Source organism: Micromonospora marina, from assembly GCF_900091565.1.
Lineage (GTDB): Bacteria > Actinomycetota > Actinomycetes > Mycobacteriales > Micromonosporaceae > Micromonospora > Micromonospora marina.
The window spans coordinates 150331-174732 of record NZ_FMCV01000002.1 but is presented as its reverse complement, the minus strand read 5'-3'; the positions used below and the strand labels follow the sequence as shown (position 1 = coordinate 174732).

21 protein-coding genes, 1 tRNA gene, 3 pseudogenes and 1 riboswitch are annotated in these 24402 nt (G+C 71.0%); of the genes and pseudogenes, 15 read left to right on the top strand and 10 right to left on the bottom strand.

All coding sequences use genetic code 11. From position 1 onward, the window contains the following. Positions 1–35: 35 nt before the first annotated feature. From GA0070215_RS03370 to pknB, 4 genes are read left to right on the top strand one after another with little or no spacing between them, the layout of a single operon-like run. A complete protein-coding gene (locus GA0070215_RS03370) occupies positions 36–1472 on the top strand; it encodes an FtsW/RodA/SpoVE family cell cycle protein (RefSeq protein ID WP_377469233.1) in 1437 nt (478 codons plus the stop codon). Further along, positions 1469–2977: a peptidoglycan D,D-transpeptidase FtsI family protein gene (locus tag GA0070215_RS03365; protein WP_091041638.1), complete on the top strand. Its 1509-nt coding sequence runs from the start codon at positions 1469–1471 to the stop codon at positions 2975–2977. Before GA0070215_RS03370 ends, GA0070215_RS03365 begins: the two co-directional genes overlap by 4 nt. Position 2978: 1 nt before the next feature. Then, on the top strand, positions 2979–4364 hold the full coding sequence (locus GA0070215_RS03360) for a serine/threonine-protein kinase (RefSeq protein WP_091041634.1): 1386 nt from the start codon (positions 2979–2981) through the stop codon (positions 4362–4364). Further along, on the top strand, positions 4361–6199 hold the full coding sequence (gene pknB / locus GA0070215_RS03355) for a Stk1 family PASTA domain-containing Ser/Thr kinase (protein WP_018785570.1): 1839 nt from the start codon (positions 4361–4363) through the stop codon (positions 6197–6199). Before GA0070215_RS03360 ends, pknB begins: the two co-directional genes overlap by 4 nt. Before the next feature lie 125 nt (positions 6200–6324). Here the strand turns inward: pknB and GA0070215_RS03350 are convergent, their stop codons facing one another. From GA0070215_RS03350 to GA0070215_RS03335, 4 genes are read right to left on the bottom strand one after another with little or no spacing between them, the layout of a single operon-like run. Further along, complete coding sequence (locus tag GA0070215_RS03350; RefSeq protein WP_018785569.1) at positions 6325–6975, bottom strand: aminodeoxychorismate/anthranilate synthase component II; 651 nt, start codon at positions 6973–6975, stop codon at positions 6325–6327. A gap of 5 nt (positions 6976–6980) precedes the next feature. Continuing rightward, positions 6981–7253, bottom strand: coding sequence for a hypothetical protein (locus GA0070215_RS03345; protein WP_018785568.1), 273 nt, complete (start codon positions 7251–7253; stop codon positions 6981–6983). Positions 7254–7256: 3 nt separating this feature from the next. After that, on the bottom strand, positions 7257–8906 hold the full coding sequence (locus GA0070215_RS28830; protein WP_167361472.1) for a class E sortase: 1650 nt from the start codon (positions 8904–8906) through the stop codon (positions 7257–7259). After that, positions 8903–9709: a DUF881 domain-containing protein gene (locus GA0070215_RS03335; RefSeq protein ID WP_018785566.1), complete on the bottom strand. Its 807-nt coding sequence runs from the start codon at positions 9707–9709 to the stop codon at positions 8903–8905. Before GA0070215_RS03335 ends, GA0070215_RS28830 begins: the two co-directional genes overlap by 4 nt. 230 nt (positions 9710–9939) lie before the next feature. Here GA0070215_RS03335 and GA0070215_RS03330 point away from each other — a divergent pair, with 230 nt between their 5' ends. From GA0070215_RS03330 to GA0070215_RS03310, 5 genes are all read left to right on the top strand, one after another. Next, on the top strand, positions 9940–10203 hold the full coding sequence (locus GA0070215_RS03330; RefSeq protein WP_018785565.1) for a cell division protein CrgA: 264 nt from the start codon (positions 9940–9942) through the stop codon (positions 10201–10203). A 180-nt stretch (positions 10204–10383) separates the two neighbouring features. Further along, positions 10384–12582, top strand: coding sequence for a (Fe-S)-binding protein (locus tag GA0070215_RS03325; RefSeq protein ID WP_091041630.1), 2199 nt, complete (start codon positions 10384–10386; stop codon positions 12580–12582). 125 nt (positions 12583–12707) lie between these two features. Then, entirely contained in the window at positions 12708–12917 is a 210-nt protein-coding gene (locus tag GA0070215_RS03320) for a hypothetical protein (RefSeq protein ID WP_091041626.1), read from the top strand. A 170-nt stretch (positions 12918–13087) separates the two neighbouring features. Then, positions 13088–14098, top strand: coding sequence for a C40 family peptidase (locus tag GA0070215_RS03315; protein WP_026267909.1), 1011 nt, complete (start codon positions 13088–13090; stop codon positions 14096–14098). Between the two features lie 335 nt (positions 14099–14433). Next, positions 14434–14568, top strand: a riboswitch (cyclic di-AMP (ydaO/yuaA leader). A 13-nt stretch (positions 14569–14581) separates the two neighbouring features. Beyond that, the gene (locus GA0070215_RS03310) at positions 14582–15613 is read left to right on the top strand and encodes a C40 family peptidase (protein ID WP_091041622.1); all 1032 of its coding nucleotides are present in this window, start codon (positions 14582–14584) and stop codon (positions 15611–15613) included. Between the two features lie 64 nt (positions 15614–15677). Here GA0070215_RS03310 and dcd read toward each other — a convergent pair. From dcd to GA0070215_RS03300, 3 pseudogenes are all read right to left on the bottom strand, one after another. Further along, positions 15678–15995, bottom strand: a pseudogene (dcd, locus tag GA0070215_RS03305) (dCTP deaminase); the annotation flags it as partial. A 153-nt stretch (positions 15996–16148) separates the two neighbouring features. Beyond that, positions 16149–16433: pseudogene (locus GA0070215_RS29630) on the bottom strand (hypothetical protein); the annotation flags it as partial. A gap of 555 nt (positions 16434–16988) precedes the next feature. Continuing rightward, positions 16989–17294: pseudogene (locus GA0070215_RS03300) on the bottom strand (dCTP deaminase); the annotation flags it as partial. Between the two features lie 78 nt (positions 17295–17372). Here GA0070215_RS03300 and GA0070215_RS03295 point away from each other — a divergent pair. Then, positions 17373–17918 carry a pyridoxamine 5'-phosphate oxidase family protein gene (locus tag GA0070215_RS03295; RefSeq protein WP_091041618.1) on the top strand — a complete coding sequence of 182 codons (546 nt, stop codon included), beginning with the start codon at positions 17373–17375 and terminating at the stop codon, positions 17916–17918. 90 nt (positions 17919–18008) lie between these two features. Here GA0070215_RS03295 and GA0070215_RS03290 read toward each other — a convergent pair whose 3' ends face one another. Then, the gene (locus GA0070215_RS03290; RefSeq protein WP_091041614.1) at positions 18009–19019 is read right to left on the bottom strand and encodes a zinc metalloprotease; all 1011 of its coding nucleotides are present in this window, start codon (positions 19017–19019) and stop codon (positions 18009–18011) included. Between the two features lie 269 nt (positions 19020–19288). On the opposite strand from GA0070215_RS03290, the gene GA0070215_RS03285 reads away from it, so the two are divergent. The 3 genes from GA0070215_RS03285 to GA0070215_RS03270 all read left to right on the top strand — a co-directional run bounded on the left by GA0070215_RS03285 (position 19289) and on the right by GA0070215_RS03270 (position 21686). Continuing rightward, positions 19289–19362 (top strand) — tRNA-Gly (locus tag GA0070215_RS03285). 427 nt (positions 19363–19789) lie between these two features. Beyond that, positions 19790–20635, top strand: coding sequence for an AraC family transcriptional regulator (locus GA0070215_RS03275; RefSeq protein ID WP_091041611.1), 846 nt, complete (start codon positions 19790–19792; stop codon positions 20633–20635). A gap of 154 nt (positions 20636–20789) precedes the next feature. Further along, on the top strand, positions 20790–21686 hold the full coding sequence (locus GA0070215_RS03270; RefSeq protein ID WP_091042117.1) for an alpha/beta hydrolase fold domain-containing protein: 897 nt from the start codon (positions 20790–20792) through the stop codon (positions 21684–21686). 277 nt (positions 21687–21963) lie between these two features. Here the strand turns inward: GA0070215_RS03270 and GA0070215_RS03260 are convergent, their stop codons facing one another. Further along, complete coding sequence (locus tag GA0070215_RS03260) at positions 21964–22485, bottom strand: GNAT family N-acetyltransferase (RefSeq protein ID WP_091041608.1); 522 nt, start codon at positions 22483–22485, stop codon at positions 21964–21966. A gap of 9 nt (positions 22486–22494) precedes the next feature. Next, positions 22495–22890 carry a VOC family protein gene (locus tag GA0070215_RS03255; protein WP_091041605.1) on the bottom strand — a complete coding sequence of 132 codons (396 nt, stop codon included), beginning with the start codon at positions 22888–22890 and terminating at the stop codon, positions 22495–22497. An 87-nt stretch (positions 22891–22977) separates the two neighbouring features. Here GA0070215_RS03255 and GA0070215_RS03250 point away from each other — a divergent pair, with 87 nt between their 5' ends. Together GA0070215_RS03250 and GA0070215_RS03245 are read left to right on the top strand one after the other, a co-directional pair. Beyond that, on the top strand, positions 22978–23871 hold the full coding sequence (locus tag GA0070215_RS03250; protein ID WP_091041602.1) for a LysR family transcriptional regulator: 894 nt from the start codon (positions 22978–22980) through the stop codon (positions 23869–23871). Positions 23872–23898: 27 nt separating this feature from the next. Beyond that, the gene (locus GA0070215_RS03245; protein ID WP_244166843.1) at positions 23899–24345 is read left to right on the top strand and encodes an NUDIX hydrolase; all 447 of its coding nucleotides are present in this window, start codon (positions 23899–23901) and stop codon (positions 24343–24345) included. Positions 24346–24402 lie beyond the last annotated feature (57 nt).

Sequence of the window (24402 nt, the reverse complement as noted above, 5' to 3'; positions counted from 1 at the left end):
CCGCCTCGCCCGCTTCGACGGGCGAGCAGTCCGGCGTGCGCCTGGCCCGGTCCCGGCGTAACGCCGAGCTGTCCCTGCTCCTGCTCGCCATGGTGCTCGTGGCCGCGTACGCGGCGATGGTCGAGGCGAAGGCGCTGGACACGATCACGTCCGACTTCTGGATCCCGGCTGCCGCGCTGGGACTGGTCTTCCTCGGCCTGCACCTGGTGATCCGCTGGCTGGCGCCGTACGCCGATCCGGCGCTGCTGCCGGCGGTGGCGCTGCTCAACGGCATCGGCGTCGGCTTCCTGCGGCGGTACGACCTGGCCAAGGCCGCGCCCGCCGAACGGGAGGACCTGGCCATTTTCGCCGGCACCGGCGGCCGGCAGCTCGCCTGGACGCTGGCCGCCGTGGTGCTCGCCGCCGGGCTGCTGGCGGTCATGCGGGACCACCGTTCGCTGTCCCGGTACGCGTACACCCTGGGCCTGGCCGGCATCGTCCTGGTGATGATCCCGGCGATGCTGCCGTCGCGGTTCTCCGAGATCAACGGCGCCAAGCTCTGGATCATCGTGCCCGGGTTGGGGCAGATCCAGCCGGGTGAGTTCGCGAAGCTGGCCCTGCTCACGTTCTTCGCCTACTACCTGGTGCGTAAACGCGAGGTGCTCTCGCTCGCCAGCCGGCGGGTGCTCGGCATCGACTTCCCGCGCGGGCGCGACCTCGGCCCGGTGCTCGTGGTGTGGATCGTCAGCCTCCTGGTCCTGATCTTCGAGAAGGACCTGGGCACGTCGCTGCTCTACTTCGGCATGTTCGTGGTGACGCTCTACATCGCCACCGAGCGGGTCAGCTGGCTGCTGATCGGCCTGATCCTGTTCTTCGGCGGCGCCTACCTGGCGTACGTTCTGGGTAGCACCGTGGGTGGCCCGTTCGCCAACTTCTACGACCGGGCGCAGATCTGGCTGGACCCGTTCGCCGAGCCGTACGACAGGGGTTACCAGCTGGTGCAGGGCCTGCTCACGCTCGGCACCGGCGGCCTGTTCGGGGCCGGGCCGGGCGGAGGTCAGCCGACGCTGCTGCCCGAGGTGCAGACCGACTTCATCTTCGCCGGCATCGGTGAGGAGATCGGGCTGTTCGGTCTCTCCGCGCTGCTGGTGATCTACCTGCTGATCGTGGAGCGGGGCCTGCGCGCCGCGCTGGCGGTGCGGGACTCGTTCGGCAAGCTGCTCGCCGGCGGTCTGGCGTTCACGCTGGGCCTCCAGGTCTTCGTCATCGTCGGCGGCATCAGCAAGCTCATCCCGCTGACCGGTCAGACCACCCCGTTCCTGTCCGCCGGTGGCTCCTCGCTGATGGCGAACTGGCTGCTGATCGCCGTGCTGCTGCGGGTCTCCGACGGCGCCCGCCGTCCGGTGACCGGCGGTGGTGGCCCGGCGGCCCGGCCCGCCGGCGGCCCGCCCGAGCAGTTGCACGGCGCCCAGACGGAGGTGATCCGGCCGTGAACGCCCCCCTGCGCCGCGTCGGCGTTGTCGTGATCGTCCTGTTCGGACTGCTGTTCGCGAACCTGAACTGGATTCAGGCCTACAAGGCCGACGAGTACCGCAACAGCGACTACAACGGCCGCGTCCAGGTTGCCGAGTACGACCGCAAGCGCGGCAACATCGAGGTCGGCGGCACCGCGTACGCGCTCAGCAAGGAGACCGGCGGTGAGCTGAAGTACCAGCGCACCTACCCGGGTGGGGCGATGTACGCGCACGTGCTCGGCTGGAAGCCGGTCAACGGCAGCGCGAGCGGCATCGAGCGGCTGGAGAACGACTTCCTGGCCGGCACCAGCGACGCGCTCATCGCCAGCCGGATCAAGGACATGTTCACCGGTGACGAGACCGGTGGCGGCAACGTGCTGCTGACGCTCTCCAAGCGGGCCCAGGAGACGGCGTTCAAGCAGCTCAACGACAACGAGGTCGGCGCGACCAAGGGCGCGGCCATCGCGATCGATCCGCGTACCGGCGCGGTGCAGGCGCTGGTCTCGATGCCGAGCTTCGACCCGAACCCGCTGGCGAGTCACAACAGCACCGAGGCGGACCGGGCGTACAACACGCTGGAGAAGGACAAGGAGCGGCCGCTGGCGAACCGGGCGTTGTCCGAGACGCTGCCGCCGGGCTCCACCTTCAAGATCATCATGGCGGCGGCGGCGCTGGAGAACGGCGTCGGGCAGCAGACCCGCATCCCGGCCGGCTCCAGCTACACCGCGCCCGGCGCCGGTCAGCCGATTCGCAACGCCGCGCCGTCGATCTGCCCCGAGTCGCAGGTGACGCTGCGGGAGGCGGTCACCGAGTCCTGCAACACCGGCTTCGCCCAGCTCGGCGTGCGGCTCGGCGCCGACAAGGTCAAGGAGAAGGCGAAGCAGTTCGGCTTCGAGCAGGACGACCTCACCGTCGGCCAACTCGGCGAGGGTGGCCTCCCGGTGGCGGCCAGCCGCACCGGCGACATGCAGAACCCGGACGGCAGCACCGACCAGGCCGCGCTGGCGCAGTCGTCGATCGGCCAGAACAACGTGCGGATGACGCCGCTGCAGGGCGCGCTGATCGCCGCCGCGGTGGCCAACAACGACGGCAAGCAGATGCGTCCCTACCTCGTCAAGCAACTGCTCGGGCCGGACCGCACCACCGTCTACGACGCCGCCCAGCCGCGCGAGCTGCGCCGCCCGATCAGCGGTCAGGTCGCCGCCGACCTGCGCGACATGATGCAGAACGTGGTGAAGGAGGGCACCGGTCGCCGGGCCGCCATCGACGGCTTCGTCGTCGGCGGCAAGACCGGTACCGCCGAGTCCGGCCCGAACACCCCGGACCACGGCTGGTTCATCGGCTTCGCGCTGGACAAGGACGGCACGCCGCTCTCCGCGGTCTGCGTCGAGCTGGAGCAGGCGGGCAGCGGCGGCAGCGCCGAGGCGGCCCGCATCGCCGGCCGGATCATGGCGGCGGCGATCGCCGACTCCGGGAGGCGCTGACGTGCTCGGCCCGGGAGTGAAGCTCGGCAACCGCTACCGCCTCGACGAGCGGATCGCCAGCGGTGGCATGGGCGACGTGTGGCGCGGCACCGACCAGGTGCTGGGTCGTACCGTCGCGGTCAAGAGCCTGCTCCCGGCGCTGCTCGACGAACCCGGCTTCGCCGAGCGGTTCCGCGGCGAGGCCCGGACCATGGCCACCATCAACCACCCGGGCGTGGTCGACGTCTACGACTTCGGCAGCGACCAGCACATCGCGTTCCTGGTGATGGAGTACGTCGAGGGCGACGCGCTCTCGGCCACGCTCAGCCGGGTCGGGCGGCTGACCCCGGCCCGCACGATGGCGCTGCTGGCGCAGGCCGCCGACGCGTTGCACGCGGCGCACGAGAAGGGCATCGTGCACCGCGACGTGAAGCCCGGCAACCTGCTGGTCCGGCCGAACGGCACGCTCGTGCTCACCGACTTCGGCATCGCCCGCTCGGAGTTGGTCGGCCAGCTCACCGCCGCCGGCTCGGTGCTCGGCACCGCCTCGTACATTTCGCCGGAGCAGGCCACCGGCGCTGTCGCCACCCCCGCCTCGGACGTCTACGCGCTGGGCGTGGTCGCGTACCAGTGCCTGGCCGGCCGCCGTCCGTTCGAAGGGGACAACCCCCTCGAAATCGCCATGAAGCACGTACGGGACGCGCCCCGGCCGCTTCCGGCCGACATCCCGCCGCAGGTCCGGGCGATCGTCGATCGGGCCATGGCGAAGGATCCGGCCGCCCGCTGGCCGAGCGCCGCCGCGCTGGCGAGCATCGCCCGGCAGGCCAAACTCGCGCTCTCGCAGGCGGCCCGCTCCGGACGCCCGATCTCCGGCGTACCCGCCTCGCCGGCCGCACCGGTCGCGCGGGCGCAGGTGCCGACGGCCGCTCCGCGCCCGCAGCCGCCGGCCGCGGCCCCGCGCCCGCAGCCCCGGCCACCCGTGTCGCCGGCCCGCCCGCCGGTCGCGGCACCGCGCCCGGCCGTGATCGCGCATCCCGCCCCGCAGCCCCGCCCACCGGTGGCACCGCGCGGCGCGGCCCCCGTACCGCAGCCACGCCCCGTGCCCCCGCACACCCCCCTGGGGTACGCGCGACCACCCGCCGCCGCTGCGCCCCGGCGCTCCCGGTCCGGGCTGTGGACGACGGCGATCGTGGTGGCCGTACTGGTCATCCTCTGCTCGGGCGTGATTTCGTTCCTGTACCGGAAATACGGTGGTACCGCAGCCGCTCCGGCGAGTGTGAGCGTTACCTCCGGCGCGGTGCAGGCGTACGGAGGCGACTATCCGGTCCGCACGTCGTACCGTCGTGAGGTACGCCTCCTGTCGGCCGGCGGCGGTACGACGACGAGCGAAGGACGAGAGACGCGATGACAGCGCAGGCCCGCCTGCTCGGTGGCAGGTATCAGGTCGGCGAGCTGCTGGGCTACGGCGGCATGGCCGAGGTGCACCGCGGCCGTGACCTCCGGCTCGGGCGGGATGTCGCGATCAAGATGCTCCGTGCCGATCTGGCCCGGGATGCCACCTTCCAGATGCGGTTCCGCCGGGAGGCGCAGAACGCCGCCTCGCTCAACCACCCGGCCATCGTCGCCGTCTACGACACCGGCGAGGAGACCGGCCCCACGGGCGAGACCCTGCCGTTCATCGTCATGGAGTTCGTCAACGGCCGGACCCTCAAGGAGGTCCTCGGCGTCGAGGGGCGACTCCAGCCGCGGCGGGCGCTAGAGATCTGCGCCGACATGTGCGCGGCGCTGGAGTTCAGCCACCGGCACGGGATCATCCACCGGGACATCAAGCCCGGGAACGTGATGCTCACCCAGACCGGCCAGGTCAAGGTGATGGACTTCGGCATCGCCCGGGCGCTGGCCAGCGGCGCCACCACGATGACGCAGACCAGCGCGGTCATCGGCACCGCGCAATACCTCTCGCCCGAGCAGGCGCGCGGCGAGGCGGTCGACGCCCGCTCCGACGTCTACGCGGCCGGCTGCGTGCTGTTCGAGCTGCTCTGCGGCCACCCGCCGTTCGTCGGGGACAGCCCGGTCAGCGTCGCGTACCAGCACGTACGGGAACAGCCGCCGACGCCGAGCACGATCAACCCGGATGTCAACCCCGCCGTCGACGCCATCGTGCTCAAGGCGTTGTCGAAGAACCCGCTCAACCGCTACCAGAGCGCCGGTGAGATGCGGGCGGACCTGCTCCGTGCCGCCGCCGGGCGGCCGGTGCTCGCCACCCCGGTGATGCCGGCTGAGGAGACCATGCCGATGGGCGCCGCCGCGGGCGGCTACCACCAGGCGCAGCAGACCCAGATGATGGGCCCGCAGACCCGCCAGCAGCCGGTGGCGCGGGTCGGTGACCCGGGCAAGCGCAAGAGTTCGTCCTGGGTCATCGCTTCGTTCGCCGCACTCGGCGTGCTCGCGGTGATCGCGCTCGGCACCGCGCTCTGGCTCAACCAGGCGGGCAACGAGAAGGTGTCGGTGCCGCAGTTGGTGGGCCGTACGCAGGCCGAGGCGCAGGCGGCGCTCACCCAGGCCGGGCTGCGGTTCACAGACGGTGACCCGGTGCAGAACACCACGTGCGAGAAGGGCTCGGTGGTCGACCAGAGCCCGTCCTTCGGCCAGCGGGTGGAGAAGAACACCGAGGTCACCGTCAACGTCTGCACCGGCCCGGGCCAGGTGAACATCCCCACCGGCCTGAAGGGCAGCACCGTGGGTGCCGCGCAGACGCGCCTGCAGGAGCAGAATCTCGTTCCCGTGGTGGAGGAAGTGAACGACAGCGCGCCGAAGGACCAGGTCGTCGACGTCTCGCCGAAGGAGGGCAGCGCGGTCGCCGAGGGCAGCAAGGTGACGCTCAAGGTCTCCAGGGGCAACGTCAGCGAGGTGCCGAACGTCCGCGGCTACACCGAGGACCAGGCGACGCAGCGGCTCGAGGAGGCCGGCTACGAGGTCCGGGTCGAGGAGGGGAACGAGGTCGACCCGTCCGACGCGGGCAAGGTCAGCAGCCAGTCGCCCCGCGCCGGAACCAGCTTGGCCAAGGGCGAGCGGGTGACCATCGAGGTCGACGTGCCGCGCGAGGAGGAGGAGCCGACCAGCCCGACACCGAGCGCCACCCCCAGCCCGTCCCCGAGCACACCGGGCGACGATGGCGGCGGCAACGGCGGCGGCAGTGGCTTCCCGTTCCCGCCGGTGGCCCCGACCCGTACCGACCGCTGACGCCGCTGGCCGCCGCGCCCATTTCTCCGTCGATCATGAAGTTGGCGGCAGTGGACGCCCGATTTGTCCCCGCAAACTTCATGATCAGTCGGCGCAAGGGCGGGGCGGGGGTGCGGGGCGGGGGGTCAGGCCGGGGTGAAGGCGGCTCGGCGGCGGGCGTCCACCTCGGCGGTCAGCTCCGGGGCGCGCTCCAGCGCCGCCGGGAAGCCGCAGGCGGCCAGCCAGTTCGCCAGCATCAGGTGACCGCCCTCGGTCAGCACCGACTCGGGGTGGAACTGCACGCCCTCGATCGGCAGCGTGCGGTGCCGCATCGCCATCACCACGCCGGAGGCGGTCCGGCCGGTGACCTCCAGCTCGTCGGGAAGCGTCTCGGGCAGGACGGCCAGCGAGTGGTAGCGGGTGGCGGTGAACGGATCGGGCAGCCCGGCGAGCACGCCCACACCGTCGTGGCGTACCTCCGAGGTCTTGCCGTGCAGCAGTTCCGGCGCGCGGGCGACAGTCGCGCCGAACGCCTCGCCGATCGCCTGGTGACCGAGGCAGACACCGAAGATCGGAAGCTTGCCGGCGTACTCGCGGATCACGTCCAGGCAGATGCCGGCCCGGTCCGGGCTGCCGGGGCCGGGCGACAGCAGGACACCGGCGGCACCGGCCCGGCCCACGTCGGCGACGTCGATCTCGTCGTTGCGCCGCACCTCGCAGTCCGCGCCGAGCTGGCCCAGGTACTGCACGAGGTTGAAGACGAACGAGTCGTAGTTGTCGATCACCAGTACGCGCATCGGTGTCACCTGTTCGGGGTGGAGGGTGGGGCGTTGTTCGTCTCGGTGCTGTACGGCAGCTCCTCCTCGCCGGGCAGCCCGGTCGGTTCGGTGATCCCACCGTCACCCGGCACGCCGGAGTCCTGGGTGACCTGCACGTCGTCGAAGGGCAGGAGCGGTTCGGCCCACGGGAAGACCACGAGCCAGAGCAGCGCGACGGTGGCGGTGGCCAGCATCAGCGAGCCGATCAGCTTGCCGGGCAGCCCGAACGGCAGTTTCCGCCAGATCCACGAGTACACGGTTCACGTCTCCAGTTCGGCCGGGCGGCCCGCCGACTTGGCCTGGACGTCGTCCAGCCGGGCATGGATGATCAGCCGCTCGTAGTTGTCGAACTTCGGGTTGCAGGTGGTGAGCGTGAGCAGCTTCTCGGTGGGCTTCCGGCCTGGCTTGCCCGGCACCGGCGCGACCACCTCGACCTGGGACGGCTTGACGATCCGCTGCTGGTAGACCCGGTAGACGAGCCACTCGGTTTTGGTCTCGACCACTATGGCGTCGCCGGACTTCATCTCGTCCAGCCGCCAGAACGTGGAGCGGATCCGGTGGCCGGCGACGGAGAAGTTGCCCACCTCGCCGGGCATGGCGCTGTCCGGATAGCGGCCGGGGGCGTACCGGATGTCCTCCGGGCTGACCCCCTCGACCACGACCCAGTGCTTGTCGAACTTGGGGATGTAGAGGCCGGCGACCGGCCTCCCCTTGGCCGGTGGCTTCGGCTTCACCGTCGGAGCGGTGGTCGGGCCGACAGTCGGGTCCGCGGCCGCGCTCCACTCCTGGGCGAGCTGGCTGTTCAGGTCGCTCTGGTGGGCCTCGACGATGACCGCCTTGCCCCAGATCTCGTACCCGGCGAAGAGGAGCACCACCAGGCCGAAGGTGATCAGCAGCTCGCCGGTGCCCCGCACGACGGTGCGCAGCCGGGAGCCGACGGTCGGGCGGGTCAGCTCGGAGTAGACGCTGCGGTATCCCTCGCCGGTCTGCTCGGGTCGCAACTGCACCACCCGCTCGCCGCGCCGGGGGCGGGGCGGCTCGGCGGGCGGCTCCGCGCCGCCGTCGCCGGTGTCCGGCGCCGGGGGCACCGCGCCCATCAGCCCGGTGGCGTCCATCCGGGGGTCCGCAGGCGGGCGGTTGACGGCGGGCAGCACCGCCGTGGCTCCGGGATCGACGGGAGGCGTCCGGTCCGCGCCGGCCGGCCCGCCGAGAGGGGGTACGCCGGGCGGCCGTCCCTCACCCCCTGCCGGGCGGCTACCGTCCTCCGGCGGGCGTCCGCCGGTCTCCCACGGGCGGGCGCCGGTCTGCGGCGGCTGTCCACCGCGACCACCGCGCTCGGGCGGGATCGCTCCTCCGGTGGGATGGCGGACGGGGTGCTGCTGCGCCGCCGGCCCGTACGGTCCCGGTCGCGGGGGACGCTCACCCGGCGGGGGTGGTACGTCGGCGGGCGCCGCGGGGCGCATCCCGGGGGTGGCGGAACCACCCCGGTACGCCGGTCCGTGGTCCGCCGGGCCGTGGTGTGCGGGGCCGTGGTGCGCCGGGCCGGCCGGGTGGGGCGTACCCCCGGGGGGAAGCTCGCTCGCCGGGGGGCGGAACCGGAGGCCGTCCTCGGCGCGGGGGGTGCCCGTCTGCTGGTGCCCCTGACCGCCCGGCCACGTCGGCGGCGGAGCGACGGGCGGCTGGGCGGTCCGGGGCGGCGCGGCCTGTGGCGGGGCGGCGGGCGGCGGGACGGGCGGCCGGGTGTCCGGGCCGCGTCGGGCCGGGGAGGTGTGGGCCGGACCGGCGTCGGGCCACGGCAGGTCGAGCGGGGGCGGCGACGCCGGGGCCGGACGCTCGACCCGGGGGAGGAACGCGGTCGGCTCTTCCTGGCGGTCGTGGCCGGTGCGTTCCCGGGGGTCGCCGCCGGTCACCGGGGCACCGTCGCCGACTGCAACGCGGTGGAGTCCTCGAACGCCGGCACGCTGACCGTGGAGACGCGTTCGACGTACCCGAGTTGGTAGTGGTCGGCCACTTCCTTGAACACCCGCACTCCCTCAGAGGCGGCGAGCGCCCGCTGGAGCTCCGCGGGATCGCCGATTGCCACGATCTTGAAAGGAGGGGAGTACACCCGGCCGTGCAGCAGCAGGGTGTTACCGACGCAGCGTACCGCGCTGGTGCTCAGCACGCGGACGTTCATGATTGACATGGCCTCCGCGCCGCCGGCCCAGAGCGCGTTGACGACCGCCTGGACGTCGCCCTGGTGCACCACCAGGTCGTCGTTGCTGGCGCCCTTCGGCAGGGGCTGGTCGGGCCGCCGGTCGGCGTCGTTCAGCTCGACGGTCACGCCGCTGCCGGTGAGCGCGGTGAATCCGGCGCCCTGCCGGCTGGCGGCGGCCCGGTCCCGCTGGGTCTTGATCGGCCCGTCTGCGCCCGCGAGCGCTTCGGTCTGCTCCTCCACCTCGGCGCGGAGCCGGGCGGCCTTCGCCTCGCTGGCGGCGACCTCCTCGCGGCGGTCCTCGATCAGCTGGGTGAGCTGGGGCCGGCGGTCCTCGCGCAGGGAGGTGCCGCCAGCGGTGGTGGCGGTGGTGGTGAAGAGCAGGCCGGCCGCGGCGGCGATCAGGGGTACGCCGACGGACCAGCCGGGGCGGCGCTGGCGGGCGCGCCGGGGCAGCAGGGCGGCTGCCGCGCGGCGGAGGGCCTTCTGCCAGGAGGCGGCGCCGGACGTGTACTCCACCGGGCGTTCCCTTTCCCGTCGTCTCGTTCCGGTCCGCACCGGTGCGAGGCGACCTGCTCGACCCGGAAAGTCCGCTCTTTCCGGTTACTGAGTGCACCGGCCTGGCCCCATTCGTGGCCTGGACGGTCCGTCGGGACTACGCTAGCTGTCGAACATTATTGGCCATGGACCGTCGCCCTCGCGCCCGGTTGTCAGGCCGGACGAGGTCGTACCCCCCTCTGGAGAGCGTCGTGCCCAAGTCTCAGGTCCGCAAGAAGAAGGTGTACACCCCGCCGACGGACGTGCGTCCGACGGCGACGGCGTCGACGCGCAAGCCTAGCCCGATCTGGCTGCCCGTCACCGCGGTCACGCTGATCGTGGTGGGCATCGGCTGGCTGGTGCTCTACTACCTGTCCGAGCAGGCGTACCCGGTCGCCAGCTGGGGTTACTGGAACCTCGCCGTGGGCTTCGGCGCGATGGTCTCGTCGCTGATCCTGCTCTCCCGCTGGCGCTGATCCGGCGCTGCCCCACCCCGGCGTAGGTCACGCCACGCCGCCCCTGCCCGGCGCTTCGACGCCGCTGCACCTAAGGTGTGCGCAGGGCGGCGTGGCCTGGTGCGAGAAGACTCACGTTACTGCTGGGTAACCTTGCGCGTAGGCTGCTACGGACAAGCAGCAGACCGGGAGGCCAACTCGATGGGCAGCGTCCAGATCGTCACCACGATCCTCGCGGCCGCCATCACCGCCGTGGCGGTGTGGCTTGCGGTGCGCGCGGTCATGAAGATGACAGCCGTCATCCGGCTCGGCCAGCCCGCGCCGGAGCGCTTCGGCGACAAGGGCGCGCGTACCAAGACCATGCTGGTGGAGACCGCCGGTCACACCCGCATGCTGAAGTGGAGCGTGGTCGGCGCCGCCCACTGGTTCGTGATGGTCGGCTTCGTCGTGCTGTCGCTGCTGGTGCTGGAGGCCTACTTCGAGGTGGTCTCGACCGGCGGCGGGCTGCCGATTATCGGGCACTGGACGATCTTCGGTCTGGTCACCGAGTGGATCGGCATCCTCGGCCTGGTCGGCATCGGAGTGCTGATGGTGATCCGCCTGCGCAACCGGCCCGGCCGCGCGGAGAACCGCTCCCGGTTCACCGGCTCGACCATGTGGCAGGGCTACTTCGTCGAGTGGGTCGTCCTGCTGGTCCTGATCTTCGGGTTCGTGATCCGCGGCTTCAAGGTCGCCACCGACCACTTCGAGTACCCGGTCTGGGCCGCCCCGCTCAGCCACGCGGTCGGCTCGGTTCTGCCGAACTGGGAGGCGGGCGTCAGCGTCGCCGCGCTCATCAAGATCGCCATCTCGATGACCTGGCTCATCGTGATCTCGCTGAACGTCACCATGGGCGTGGCCTGGCACCGCTTCCTGGCCTTCCCGAACATCTTCTTCAAGCGCGACCCGGAGAAGCCCGCCGGCTCCGGCCTGGGCCCGCTGCGCCCGATGACCAGCGAGGGCAAGCCGCTGGACTTCGAGGAGGCCGACCCGGAGAAGGACCAGTTCGGTGTCGCCCAGGTCGAGCAGTTCAGCTGGAAGGGCCTGCTCGACTTCAGCACCTGCACCGAGTGCGGTCGCTGCCAGTCGCAGTGCCCGGCCTGGAACACCGGCAAGCCGCTGTCGCCGAAGCTGCTGGTGCTGAGCCTGCGCGACCACGCGTACGCCAAGGCGCCGTACCTGCTGGCCGGCGGCGGCAAGGACCTGACCGGCGAGGAGAAGGCCACCGAGGCGCAGCTCGCCCACATGGACGTGCTGGCCCTGGCCGAGGCGGACCGGCCGCTGATCGGCACCGCCGAGTCCGGCGGTGTCATCGACCCGGACGTGCTCTGGTCCTGCACCACCTGCGGTGCCTGCGTCGAGCAGTGCCCGGTGGACATCGAGCACGTGGACCACATCGTCGACATGCGCCGCTACCAGGTGCTGATCGAGTCGAGCTTCCCGTCCGAGGCCGGCGTCATGCTCCGCAACCTGGAGAACAAGGGCAACCCGTGGGGCGCCCCGCAGAACACCCGCGAGGACTGGACCAAGGGCCTCGGGTTCGAGGTGCCGCGCGTCGGCGAGGTCGACGACTTCGAGTACCTGTTCTGGGTCGGCTGCGCCGGCGCGTTCGAGGACCGGGCCAAGAAGACCACCCGGGCGGTCGCCACGCTGCTCAACGAGGCGGGCGTCAAGTTCGCCATCCTCGGTGAGGGCGAGACCTGCTCCGGCGACCCGGCGCGCCGGATCGGCAACGAGTTCGTCTTCCAGATGCTGGCCCAGCAGAACGTCGAGACGCTCAACGAGGCGTTCGAGGGCCGGGAGAAGAGCAAGCGCAAGATCGTCGCCACCTGCCCGCACTGCTTCAACACGCTGGGCAACGAGTACGGCCAGCTCGGCGGTGAGTTCGAGGTCGTGCACCACACCCAGCTGCTGGCCCACCTGGTCAGCGCCGGCAAGCTCACCCCGGTGCAGCCGGTCGACGGCGGCGTGACCTATCACGACCCGTGCTACCTGGGCCGCCACAACCGGATCTTCGCCGCGCCGCGTGAGGTGCTCGGCGACTCGATCCAGGGCGAGCTGACCGAGATGCCGCGCAACAGCGAGCGCTCCTTCTGCTGCGGCGCCGGCGGTGCCCGGATGTGGATGGAGGAGAAGATCGGCAAGCGGATCAACGTGGACCGGGTCGAGGAGGCCATGTCCACCGGGGCGAAGACCATCGCGGTCGGCTGCCCGTTCTGCTCGACGATGCTGAGCGACGGCGTGAACGGCAAGGGCGCTGGCGAGGACGTCGAGGTGGTCGACGTGGCGAGCGTGCTGCTGCGCTCGGTCAAGCCCGAGGCCCCGGCCGGTGAGCCGGAGGTCGCGCCGGCCGCGAGCTGAGGCGTACACCGCGAACTGTCGTTCCAGCTCTCCGGCGCGCAGCTCGGCATCACGCTCACCGCGTTGCTCACCGGCTACCTGGCCGAGCCCGCCCTGACCCGGCTCTTCTCGCCGCTGCTGCTGGGATGAAGTGGGCGTCCCGGCAGGTGCTGCGGTGGTGGCGGGTGGAGGCGACCGACGCGGTGAAGACCGTGTTGCCGGACGCCGAGGAGCACGACCGGACCACCGGCGCGCTGGCCCTGCCGTGTTCGGGTACGCCGGGGCGAGCCGCCGGGCGCCGGCTGACGGGCGTGGTGACGCTCGACGACGTATTGGCATCCATCGTCGGTAGGTGAGCTGAATACCCTTGGTGCGCAACCGATTGCGGATACGTGATTGAACAAACGGTCGCCTTGATTCCATCGGACGCCTTCCCTAATGTGAGGCACCGACCGCTGTGGGTCGTCTGCCTCGACCTTCCCTCTCGCGAGGCGCCCGGCGGTCGGTTGCAAAGGAGTCCGTGCCGGTGGCAACCACGCCCCCTCAACGTCATGCCCCGAGCGCTCCACCCGGCCGGCCGGCCGGGTTCCGACGGGTGGTACGCCGTCTGGTCACCCTGGTCGCGGCCGCCGCGGTCGGCGCCGGAATGCTGACGGCCCCGGCGCACGCGGCGCCGTCGGTGGACGAGATCGACGCGCAGATCGACAAGCAGTGGGAGCAGCTCGAACCCACCATCGAGCAGTTCAACAAGGTCCGCTCGCAGCTCCGCACCAACCAGAAGAAGTCCAAGGCGCTGAAGGACAAGATGGTGCCGCTGGAGCTGGCCTCCACGCTCGCCATGAACAAGGTCGGCGACATCGCGGCCCGGTACTACATCCAGGGCCCGTCGCAGGAGCTGGGCGCGCTGCTGGTGAACACCAAGCCGGGCACGCTGGCCGAGCAGCTGGTCATGCTGGACCGGATCGCCGACGACCAGCGCCGCCAGATCGCCAGTGTGCTCAAGGTGCGCGACGAGTACAACAGGCAGAAGGAGAAGCTCGACGCGCTGATCGCGCTGGAGACCAAGCAGCAGAACGATCTCGCGGCGAAGAAGAAGCAGATCGACTCGGAGATCAAGCGGCTGACCGCCATGCTCCCGGTGACCTCGATCCGCCCGGCGGGCTGCCCCAAGATCGACGGTGTGGTGAGCAGCGCCGCGCGGACCGCCATCAAGACGGCGTGCGCCCAGGTCGGTGACCCGTACGTGTGGGGCGCCACCGGCCCGAACTCGTTCGACTGCTCCGGCCTCACCCAGTACGCGTACAAGTCGGCGGGCATCTCGCTCACCCACTTCACCGGCGCCCAGTGGAACGAGGGTCGCCGGGTCTCCCGCTCCGAGGCGCGCCCAGGTGACCTGGTGTTCTTCGGATCCGACCTGCATCACGTCGGGCTCTATCTCGGCAACGGGGTGATGGTGCACGCGCCCCGTACCGGCAAACCGGTCCAGGTGTCGAGCATCAACACCCAGCCGCTCGCCGGCTTCGTCCGGGTCAGCTGACACAGGCTCTGCCAGCGCCGAAGGCCCCCGGTCCGTCACGGACCGGGGGCCTTCGGCGTGTGCGGTGGCGGGTCGGTACGGCGTGCCACTTCTCCATCGGCGCGGCGGCCGGGTTGCGGAACCACGCCTTCTGGCCGAGGTGCCAGATCGCCGTCCAGTCACCCTGGCGGCTCTCCAGTGGGCGATCAGCCTTGAAAGACTTCGCCTCCGCCCCGGGGCGTGGCCCCGGATCGCGTACGGAGTGTCACGCCGCTGGAAGTTGCGGATCGATAACGGTGGTCCCTACTCTGGGGAATCGTCGGCCGCTCGTCTCACCGTCCAACCCGGTCGGTGACGGTCCGACACCGCCGAGTCGCCTGCGGGCGAGCCGGGGAACCAGGTACCTGGGGTGAATCCGCAGCGATGCGGTAGGGCGGCTCCCTTCCCGCCCGAATCCGTCAGCTAACCCGGTAGGCGGTACGGAAGAAGGAGTACGGACGCCCGGTGGCACTCCATGCCCCGCGGCCGTCGTCGAACCGGTCGGTCGACCGGTCCACGGCTGTGCCGCGTACCCGCTGGTCCCGCTTCACCACCGCTCTCGCCGCCCTCGTGGGCACCGCCGTCGTCCTGACCGGCGGCGCCACGGCGGCACACGCCGAACCCTCGGTCGCCGAGATCGAGGCTCAGATCGACCGCGACTGGAACAAGCTCGAACCGGTCATCGAACAGGTGAACACCGTACGCGGGCAGCTCGCCGCGCGGCGCAAGCAGGCCGACGCGTTCGGCCGGCAGATCGCACCCCTCGAAGCCCGGGTGGACGCCGCGCTCGGCCAGGTCGGCGGGCTCGCCGCCGACGCGTACAAGGGCGACAACCTCTCCACCGTGAACGCGCTGCTGGGCAGCCGCTCACCCGGCGACCTGGTCAACGGCCTGGAACTGCTCGACCGCTTCGCGCACCGCCAGCACGAGCAGGTGCGCTCCGTCGCCGCGCTGCGCGACGAGCTGGCGGCGAAGAAGAAGCCGCTGGACGAGATGATCGCCGGTCTGGCGCGTACCGAGGCCCAGCTCGCGGCGAAGAAGAAGCAGATCGACGCCGATATCGCCAAGCTGGAGAAACTGCGGCTCAAGGTGTACGGCAAGGGTGGCGGCGGCCCGCTGCGCCCGGCGCCGTGCCCGGCCGGCTATCCCGGCGGCCCGGCCGGGGCGGCGGTCAAGTTCGCGTGCGCGCAGATCGGCAAGATCTACGTCTGGGGCGCGTCCGGGCCGGACCACTTCGACTGCTCGGGCCTCACCATGGCGGCCTGGGCCAAGGGCGGCGTCTCACTGCCGCACAGCGCGCGCCAGCAGCACGGCGTGACGAAGCGGGTCAGCCGGGCCGAACTACGCGCCGGTGACCTCGTCTTCTACTACGGCGACCTGCACCACGTGGCGATGTACGTGGGCGACGGCTGGGTGGTGCACGCCTCGCAGTCCGGCAAGCCCATCACGATGAAGCGGGTCGACGACGGCGACATCAACAGCTACGGCCGCGTGTAAGGAAGGGCCCCCTCTTAACGCCTCCGGTATAGGAGGGGGCCCCTATTAACAACGGTGGGTGCCGTCAGCGCGTCGGCCAGGTGCGCCAGCTCTGCCAGGACCGGCTCGGCGTCGGTCCGCGCTGCCCCTGGTACCGCGAGCCGTAGACGGCCGAACCGTACGGATGCTCGGCCGGCGAGGAGAGCCGGAAGATGCAGAGCTGGCCGATCTTCATGCCCGGCCAGAGCGTGATCGGCAGATTCGCCACGTTCGACAGCTCCAGCGTGACGTGACCGGAGAAGCCCGGGTCGATGAAGCCGGCGGTCGAGTGGGTCAGCAGGCCCAGCCGTCCGAGGCTCGAGTTGTGTGTGGGAATGAACGATCGCCCGGCGAGGAACATGCCGCGCGGATCGTTCACCTCGATGCAGCGAACAGGTACGGATTCCATCGGCTGCACGGCGACGATCGATCGAGATCGGTGGAAGCGATCGAGCTTCTGCCTGGCCAGTTTCCGAGGAAGCCGGAAAACTGGAACATGTGGCGTGAACGTCACCTGGTACGCCGGGCCCTCGTCGACGCCGTCGAGGATCGCCCGCTTCTTTCGTTTGACCGGTCGAAGGCCGAGGCTGGCGGCCAGTTCGACCACTGCGTCCGTCAGGTGTTCCCTGGTGCTGACGAACTCACACCGACCACGGTCATCGACGTAACCATCGACGTCCATCATTCCCTGTAGCAGGGCTACGCGCTGACTTGTGTCCGCGGTCAGGTACAGCTGCGGCACATGCTGGTTCCCCAGCACTCCAAGGCGTCTGAGGCGGCTGGAGAGAGAGTCGTCGGGCATGAACCTGCCGGTGCTGTCGTCGCGGGTATGGCCCGTTCCACCGATCCGGTAGCCGGATGGGGCGCCGGTCTTCCGCACTGGGTAGCCAGCCCGTCGGATCTCCTCGAGGATCGGCTCGTCGGCGCAGGCGAACTCGGCGTTGGCGGATGTCCCGTCGCCGAGCCACGCGCCCAGCACGTACGGATCGATGGGCAACTCGCGGGTGGGATATTGAACTGGCTCGGCAAGTGCGACTTGGTGTTCGACCTCGCCGTCGCCGTAGTGAAGGTCCGAGGCGATCTCCGCGGTCGTCCGGATCGTCCCGCCGGTCATCGTTCCGTGGTCGATTCGCTTACGCTCCACCCGCGTGGTCGTCATCCAGCGGTGATCGGCGTCGGCGACGATCGACTCTCCGTCGGAGAATGTGACGCGAAAGCATGGGCGACCAGACAGGACCTCAGTGGCAGAACGAACCAGTACCGGGCGGCCGCGATCATCGAAGACGTGGTCACCGACCTTGAGGTCGCCCATGCTGGTCCAGCCGGATGGTGTCGGCACCGGCGTGTCGAGCGCGAGCGCCTTTCCCTCCAAGCGTCCAGCAAGTTGGTTGCCCAACGTGATGACTTCTAGTGTGGAGGCGAGGACAAACTCGCCCGGATGCAGCACGAACGGGTGCCCGTCGGCCACGTCGATCGCCGACGTCAGGTCGTCCTGCTGGATCGACGGGTCGATGTGCGTGTAGAGGTGGTTGTTGAAGACCCGGAACAGCCGGTCCAGGCGTACGTCGATGCTCGACGGCTGCACCAGCGTGGGCTCGAAGGGCTCCAGCGCGAGCGTGCCGGCCTTGATCTCGGAGACCAGGTCGCGGTCGGAGAGCAGCATCGGAACACCATAGCGACCGGTACGGGTGACCAGCGTGTCGCACTGCATCTTCGTACACGTGTTCGATAGAGTGTCCACATGGCTTCCTGGTCCGAATTCGCCGCCGACGAGCCCCGCCTCGCCGACGAGATCCGCCTCCTGATGCAGCAGTACGGGCCGGGCTTCGGCTACCTCGCCACGGTCCGCGCCGACGGCGGCCCCCGGGTCCACCCGGTCTCCCCGGTGTTCACCGCCGACGGGCTCTGGTGCTTCGTCATCGACTCGCCGAAGCGCCGTGACCTCGAACGCGACGGCCGCTACGCCCTGCACTCGTTCCCGCCGGAGGAGAGCGACGACGAGGCGTACGTCGCGGGCCGCGCCCGGGCGGTGACCGACCCCGCCACGGTGGCCCGGCTGGCCCGGATCGGCCGCGCGTCGCCGCAGGGCGACTGGCGGCTGTTCGAGTTCACCGTCGAGGTGGCGATGCTGACCCGGCGCGATCCGGTCGCCCAGCCCGGCGCCGCCCCGCCGCAGGTGCGGGTGTGGCTCGACCCGCACGGGGGCGCGTCGGCCCGGCCTGACCCGCTCGTCGCCGAGGGCTGCCGCGGCCGGCACGGCTTCGACACGCGCCGCCCGGCCGCCTGACCCGACCCGGAACGAGCGGTGCCGGCCCCGTCCGAAGACAGGGCCGGCACGCGGTACGCGGTACGCGGTACGCGGTACGCGGTACGACGGTCAGGCTGCGCGGTAGGCGTTCCATGCGGTGAGCATGCGGCTCGCCTGGCCGGCGGTGAACTGGTGCATGCAGGAGTCGTACGTGTAGTCCATGAAGTTGGTGATCGGGTCCATGCCCGCCGTCGAGCAGGTGTCCCGCCCGGTCGGGCACTGGTACGCCGGGGACGCCTCGGCCGGGGTGTCGGAGACGCTGTCGCCCGAGCCGGAGCAACCGCCCTGGAAGGTGTGGTAGAGGTTCAGCCAGTGGCCGACCTCGTGGGTGCCGGTGTCACCCTGGTTGTAGTTGGTCGCCGTGCCGCCGGGCAGCGACTCGTTGAGCACCACCACGCCGTCCATCTTGTCCAGCGAACGCTTCGGGAACGTCGCCCAGCCGAGCAGGCCGTTGCTCAGCTCGCCCAGGTAGATGTTGAGCGTGTTCTTGCCGCCCACGCGCAGCGAGGTCTTCATCGAGCGCTCCGCCGAGGAGCCCTGCACGATCGGGTACCACGACGGGTTGGTCACCCGGTTGATCTTCGTGAGCTGGAACCCGAAGGCGGTGGCGGCGCCGCCGGTCGAGCCCGCGTACGACTGGTTCAGCACGGTGATCTGCTGATTGATCATCGAGTCGGTGATGTTGCCGCCGGCCCGGGTGCTGTTCTCCTGGATGACGTGCACGACGACCGGGATCGTCACGGCGGCCAGCGGGGCGACGACACCGGTCCGGAAGCCGGCCCGCTCGCGCTGCGCGGCGGCGAGGTCGGCCTCACGCTCACGGACCTGCTCGGCGGTCAGGTGGTTCGGGTCCAGCTTGGCGTTGCCGCCCTTCGCCACGCGAGCGTTCGAGTGCTCGTGCTCGTGCTCGTGCTCGTCGGCGTGGGCGTCGGCCGGCTCGGCGCAGACGCCGGCCGGGGTGGCCGAGAGGGCCGAAGCGGCGGGGACGACGCCGACGGCGGCGGTGCTGAGCAGCAGTGCGAGGGTCGACGTCGCGACACCGGCGGTACGCCGGGTCAGCAGGTTGGGACGGAGTCCCATGGGCCCACCTCTTTCTGACGGCGTGGCAGGGGGTGTGTCACGCCGGTGCGGAAACGTGGTGCAGACGTTACATCCCATCGACATATTTGAGAACGGCCATATGTTGCCGACGTGCAACATGTGCCCGCCCGCGTCGGCCGGGCGCTTGATCCACTCCAGCTCGGGGAGGTGGCGGGATCAACCGCGCGTCGATGCCACCACCTCGCCGAAGTGGCGCGCGAGCACCTGAGTGCGCGGGGGTGTGACCTTCGGGTAGAGTGGTGCCGCCTGCGGGTGTAGTTCAATGGCAGAACATCAGCTTCCCAAGCTGACAGTGCGGGTTCGATTCCCGTCACCCGCTCCACCACGAAGGCCCTGATCAGGACGTCAGTCCCGGTCAGGGCCTTCGATGTTGCAGGGCTGGCGCTCGTGCGGCGTGCCATTGGCGTGCCAGCGCCGGTCGGAGGAGGGCACCCTGCCTGCGAAGTTGACCCGCGAAGAAGCCATCCCTTGAGCGGGACTTGGTCTGCCCAGGCGGCTGTGTCTCCGACCTGATCTACCGGAGCGACGCTGCGTTGACGGCTGCTGAGGTGGTCGACCGAGCCCTGGCCTACCAGCCGATCCAGATGCGGTCCACGCTGTGGGCGTAGCCTCCGCCGCGCATCCGGCCTGACCCCTGCGGCCGGCGGCCCTCCGAGAAAATCGAAAGTGAACGACCGAGGCGGCCAGCCCCGGACGCCTCGGGACGATGACTGACCGACCCGCTTGAGGGTGACGCCTACCATCGTGACGTGCGACCTACCGACCCGGTGCGCGTCGGTTCGCCCGCCTGGGACATCGCGGTCCCCGCACGACCGGGCCGGCTGGCGGGAGTCACCATGGCGGGTTTCAGCGACCGGGCTGACACCCCGGTCGAGGTCGAGGTCGTGCCGCACCCCGCAATCATGATGCTCTTCGACCTCGGCGATCAGCCGCTCGTCGTCGACGACGGCGCTGGACGGCAACAGCGAGGCTGTGTCACCGCGGGACTCGCGCCGCCCCCTGGTGCGCGCGGACGGGGTCAGGCCGGAAGCTTCGCCTGCCTCCAGGTGCGGCTGTCGCCCGTGATCGCGCACGCGGTCCTGGGCGCCACGGGGGAGCTGAGCGGAGCCGTGACAACCCTCGACGACCTCTGGGGGCGGGACGCCGCGCGAATCCAGGAGCGGCTGCGCGCCGCCCGCTCCTGGGACGCCCGGTTCGTGATAGCCGAGGCGGCGCTGGCCCGACGTCACGACGCGGGGCGCGCGGTCGATGCGGAGGTCGCCTTCTGCTGGAGGCGGATGGTGGCCGGCGGGGGACAGGTGCGGGTCGAGCGGTTGGCGACCGAGGTCGGATGGAGTCGTAAGCGGCTGTGGGCCCGGTTCCGGTCCCAGATCGGTCTCACCCCCAAGCGGGCCGCCCAGCTCATCCGGTTCGATCGGGCGGCCCATCGTCTCGCCGCGGGTCACAGCGCCGCCACGGTGGCGGCGGACAGCGGTTACGCCGACCAGTCCCACCTTCACCGAGACGTCATGGCCTTCACCGGAGCGACGCCCGCGACAGTGGCGAGCGCACCGTTCCTCGCCGTCGACGACGTCGCCTGGCCCGGCCGACCCTGACGCCGGACCGAGGGAGCCCTTGACATTCGTTCAATCCACCGGCACGCACCGGCTGTGACAGTGAGTCCACAGCGTCTGCATGCCGGAGGACACCATGAGAGGCAAAGCTCCACTGGGCACCCGGATCCTGAAGGATTCGCTGGACTGGGAGGCTCTGACCGACGATCAGGTAATCGCCGCGCGCGAGAAGGCCAACCGCGTTGTGTCGTCTCGTGCCGCATGGATCATCACCGGTTTCCCGGACCGCGGCGTACGCATCGAGGAAACCTTCATCGATCTTCCGGGTCGCCGTCTGACGCTGCGGGTGCACCGCCCCAAGGACACCGGCCGGAGGCTGCCGCTGGTCGTCTCGTTCCACGGCGGAGGTTTCTTCGCAGGGACCGCTGCGCAGAACGACTGGCTCAACAGCCACCTCGCGGCCCGGTGCCCGGCGGTGGTCGTCTCGGTGGAGTACCGCCTCGCCCCGGAGCACCCGCTGCCCCGGCCGGTCGACGACGGCTACGACACGGTCGTCCGGCTCGTCGACGACGCCGCGCAGTGGAACATCGATCCGGCAGCCGTCGCGGTCGTGGGCGAGAGCGCCGGTGGCACGATCGCCGGACTCATCGCCTTGCGTGCCCGCAAGGACGGCCCGCCGCTGCGTGCACAGGCTCTGATCTACCCGGGCACGGACTGGACGGAGAGCATGACCGAGTACCCCTCGATCACGGAGAACGCCGACAACCCCACCCTGCCGGTGTCCCGGCTACGCGCGACCCGCAAGTTGGCCGTGCCGCCCACCCTCGACCCGCGCAGTGTGTCACCGGTCAAGTTCGACAACCTCGCCGGACTGCCACCGACACTGGTCGTCATCGCCGCACTGGATCCGCTGGCCGATCAGGGAAGCCGCTATGTCGAACGGCTTCGCGAGGACGGCACCGACGTTCGCCTGACCTGCTACCCGAGGGCCACTCACACGTTCCTGAGCACTCCTGGTCTGGTGCCTGCCGCCCGGCCGGCGCGCCGCGAGACAGTCGCCTTCCTCCGCAGCCACCTTCATCCGGCGCCGTGAAGCCGGGCGGCCCTCGGGCAGGGCCGCACCGGCGGATCAGGGGTTCCGGCTCGCCCACTGCGCCTGAGTGGGCAGGTTCGCGTGTCGAGGCGGTCAGCTATCGCCTGCTTGGCCGCCGGGTCCAACGTCTCGGGCAGCCGGCCGAAGGACGCGGGCTCGGTACCGGCAAGCGTCTGTTCGGCGAGGGGACGGTGCCGAGCGCGCTGCGGCTCACCGAGTCGGTCACCCACGCCCACGGCACGCTGCAACTGACGTACGAGCCGGCCGGCGCGCCCGCCTACGGGGACGCGGCCGCGTAGGGCGCGCGGAGGTCGAGCACGTGCCGCAGGCCGGGCTCCCCGTCCAGATCAACCAAGCCGCCGGGCACCGCGCCGTCGAGCACGAAACCGGTACGCCGGAGCACGGCCAGTGAGGCCGGGTTCGCCAGCGCCGCCGAGGCGACCAGCCGGCGCAGCCCGTACTCGGTGCGGGCCAGTTCGCAGACGCGCCGTACGCCTTCTTGAGCGAGCCCGCGCCCGGCGGCGCGTTCGGCCACCCGGTAGCCCAGCTCGGCGCTACCGTTCGCCACGTCGACCAGGTTGAACCGCCCGAGCACGGCGCCGTGGTCGCCGACCAGCAGGTGGAAGTGGCAGGTGCCGCGTTCCTGCTCGTCCAGCAGGGCGGCGTGCCGGGCGGCGTACCCGGTGAAGAAGTCGTCGCCCCGGTCGGGGACGTACCGGGCGAAGTACGCCCGGTTCTCCCGCTCGAACCGCAACAGGGCGGGTGCGTGGTGGGCGGCGAGGCGTTGCAGCTCCGGCATCGGGCCAGGTTAGGCGTCGGCCGGGTAGCAGCGCAGTTCGATTGTGTTGCCGTCCGGATCGCTGACGTAGATCGAGGTGCCGGTGCCCCGTGCGCCGAAGCGCGGGACCGGGCCGGTCAGCACGGTGAACACCCCGGAGTCGACCACCCGCTGCCAGTCGACCGGCTCCACCACCAGGCAGAAGTGGTCCACGTTGGAGCCGCCCGCCTCGCCCCGTACCAGGTCGATGATGGTGCCGGCGTCGACGCGTACGGACGGGAACGGCACCTCTTCGGCCTGCCACCTGTCGACCCGCACCGGGGCCAACCCGAGCGTGCCGCAGTAGAAGTCGAGGGAGCGCTCGACGTCGCTCACCGAGAGGACGAGGTGGTCGAGACCGGTCACCGTCACGAGATCGTTCTGCATGCCGCCAACCCTGGTCCGGCACGCCGTCCGGACCAAGCCCGGACCGGACTACGATCGTTGACCCGCAGGCAACGACGGAGGTGCCCGGTGCTGGAGCGGTACGAGATCGAGACGTTCCTGACCCTGGCCGAGGAGCTGCACTTCGGGCGGACCGCCGAGCGGCTGCGGGTGAGCACCGGCCGGGTCAGCCACGTGGTTCGCAAGCTGGAACGTCGCATCGGTGCGCCGCTGTTCGAGCGCACCAGCAGGGTCGTCCGGCTCACCCCGATCGATGCCCGCCTGGCCGAGGAGATGCGCCCGCTGGTGGCCGGCATCGAGGCGGCGGTCCAGCGGGCCGTGGACGCCGGGCGCGGGCTCACCGGCGAGCTGCGGGTGGCGTACGTCGGTGAGTCGACAGCGCCGTTGCTGCTGCGGGCGGTCTCCCTGTTCACCGAGCGCCACCCGGACTGCGAGGTGCACGTGCACGAGGCGCCGCTGGCCGGCACCCGGTCGAGCCTGCGGGACGGCACGATCGACGTGCTGATCGCCTCGTACCCCTTCGACGGCATGGCGAACGGCCCGGTGCTGATGCGCGAGCGCCGGGTGCTCGCGGTGGCCGCGGGCCATCCGCTCGCGGCGGAGGAGTCGGTGTCGCTGGAGGTGCTCGGCGACCATCCGGTGGTGCAGTACCCGGCGATGACCTCGACCGCGTTCAAGCAGGACCGCACGCCTGACCGCACCCCGTCCGGCCGCCCGGTGCCGCTGGGCCCGGTGGGCGGCAGTTTCTCCGAGATGCTGGCACTGGTCGCGCTGGGGCGTGGGGTGCTGCCGGTGGGCGAGCAGACCCGCCGGTTCTACGCCCGTCCGGACGTGGCCTACGTGCCGATCCACGACGCGCCGCCGATCTGTCGCGGTCCGGTGTGGCCGGCCGGGAACACCACGTCCCGGGTACGCGAGTTCGTCCGCGCGGCGGCCGACGCCAACCCGCTGCCGCCGGACTGACGCCGTCGTACCCGGCTGGCAGCATCGGTGGGATGCGGGCCGTCGCCGCATCTGGTTGCGTACTTCCTGCTCCGCGATCCGGCCGACGGCGCGGTGCTGCTCGTCGACCACCGCCTCGCGGGTATGTGGCTGCCCAGCGGCGGTCACGTCGAGCCGGGTGAGCACCCGGCCGACACGGTGCGGCGCGAGCTGCGGGAGGAGTTGGGCGTGACGGCGGTCTTCGCGCCGCCGTTCGGCGAGCGTCCGGCGTTCCTCACCGTCACCGGGACGGTCGGCCCGCCGGAGCAGCGGCACACCGACGTGAGTCTCTGGTACGTGCTGTCCGGCCGCCGTGACCAGCGGTTCACGCCCGATCCGGTGGAGTTCGCCGGCATCCGCTGGTGGACGCCGGGTGAGGTGGACGACGCCCCGGCCGGCACGGTAGAGCCGCATCTGGGGCGGATGCTTACCAAACTGGCGGCGACGACGCCTTGACCCGTCCCCTGCGGCAAAGCCCAGCGTGGTCGGTGCCGGTCGCGGTGACCGGCACGA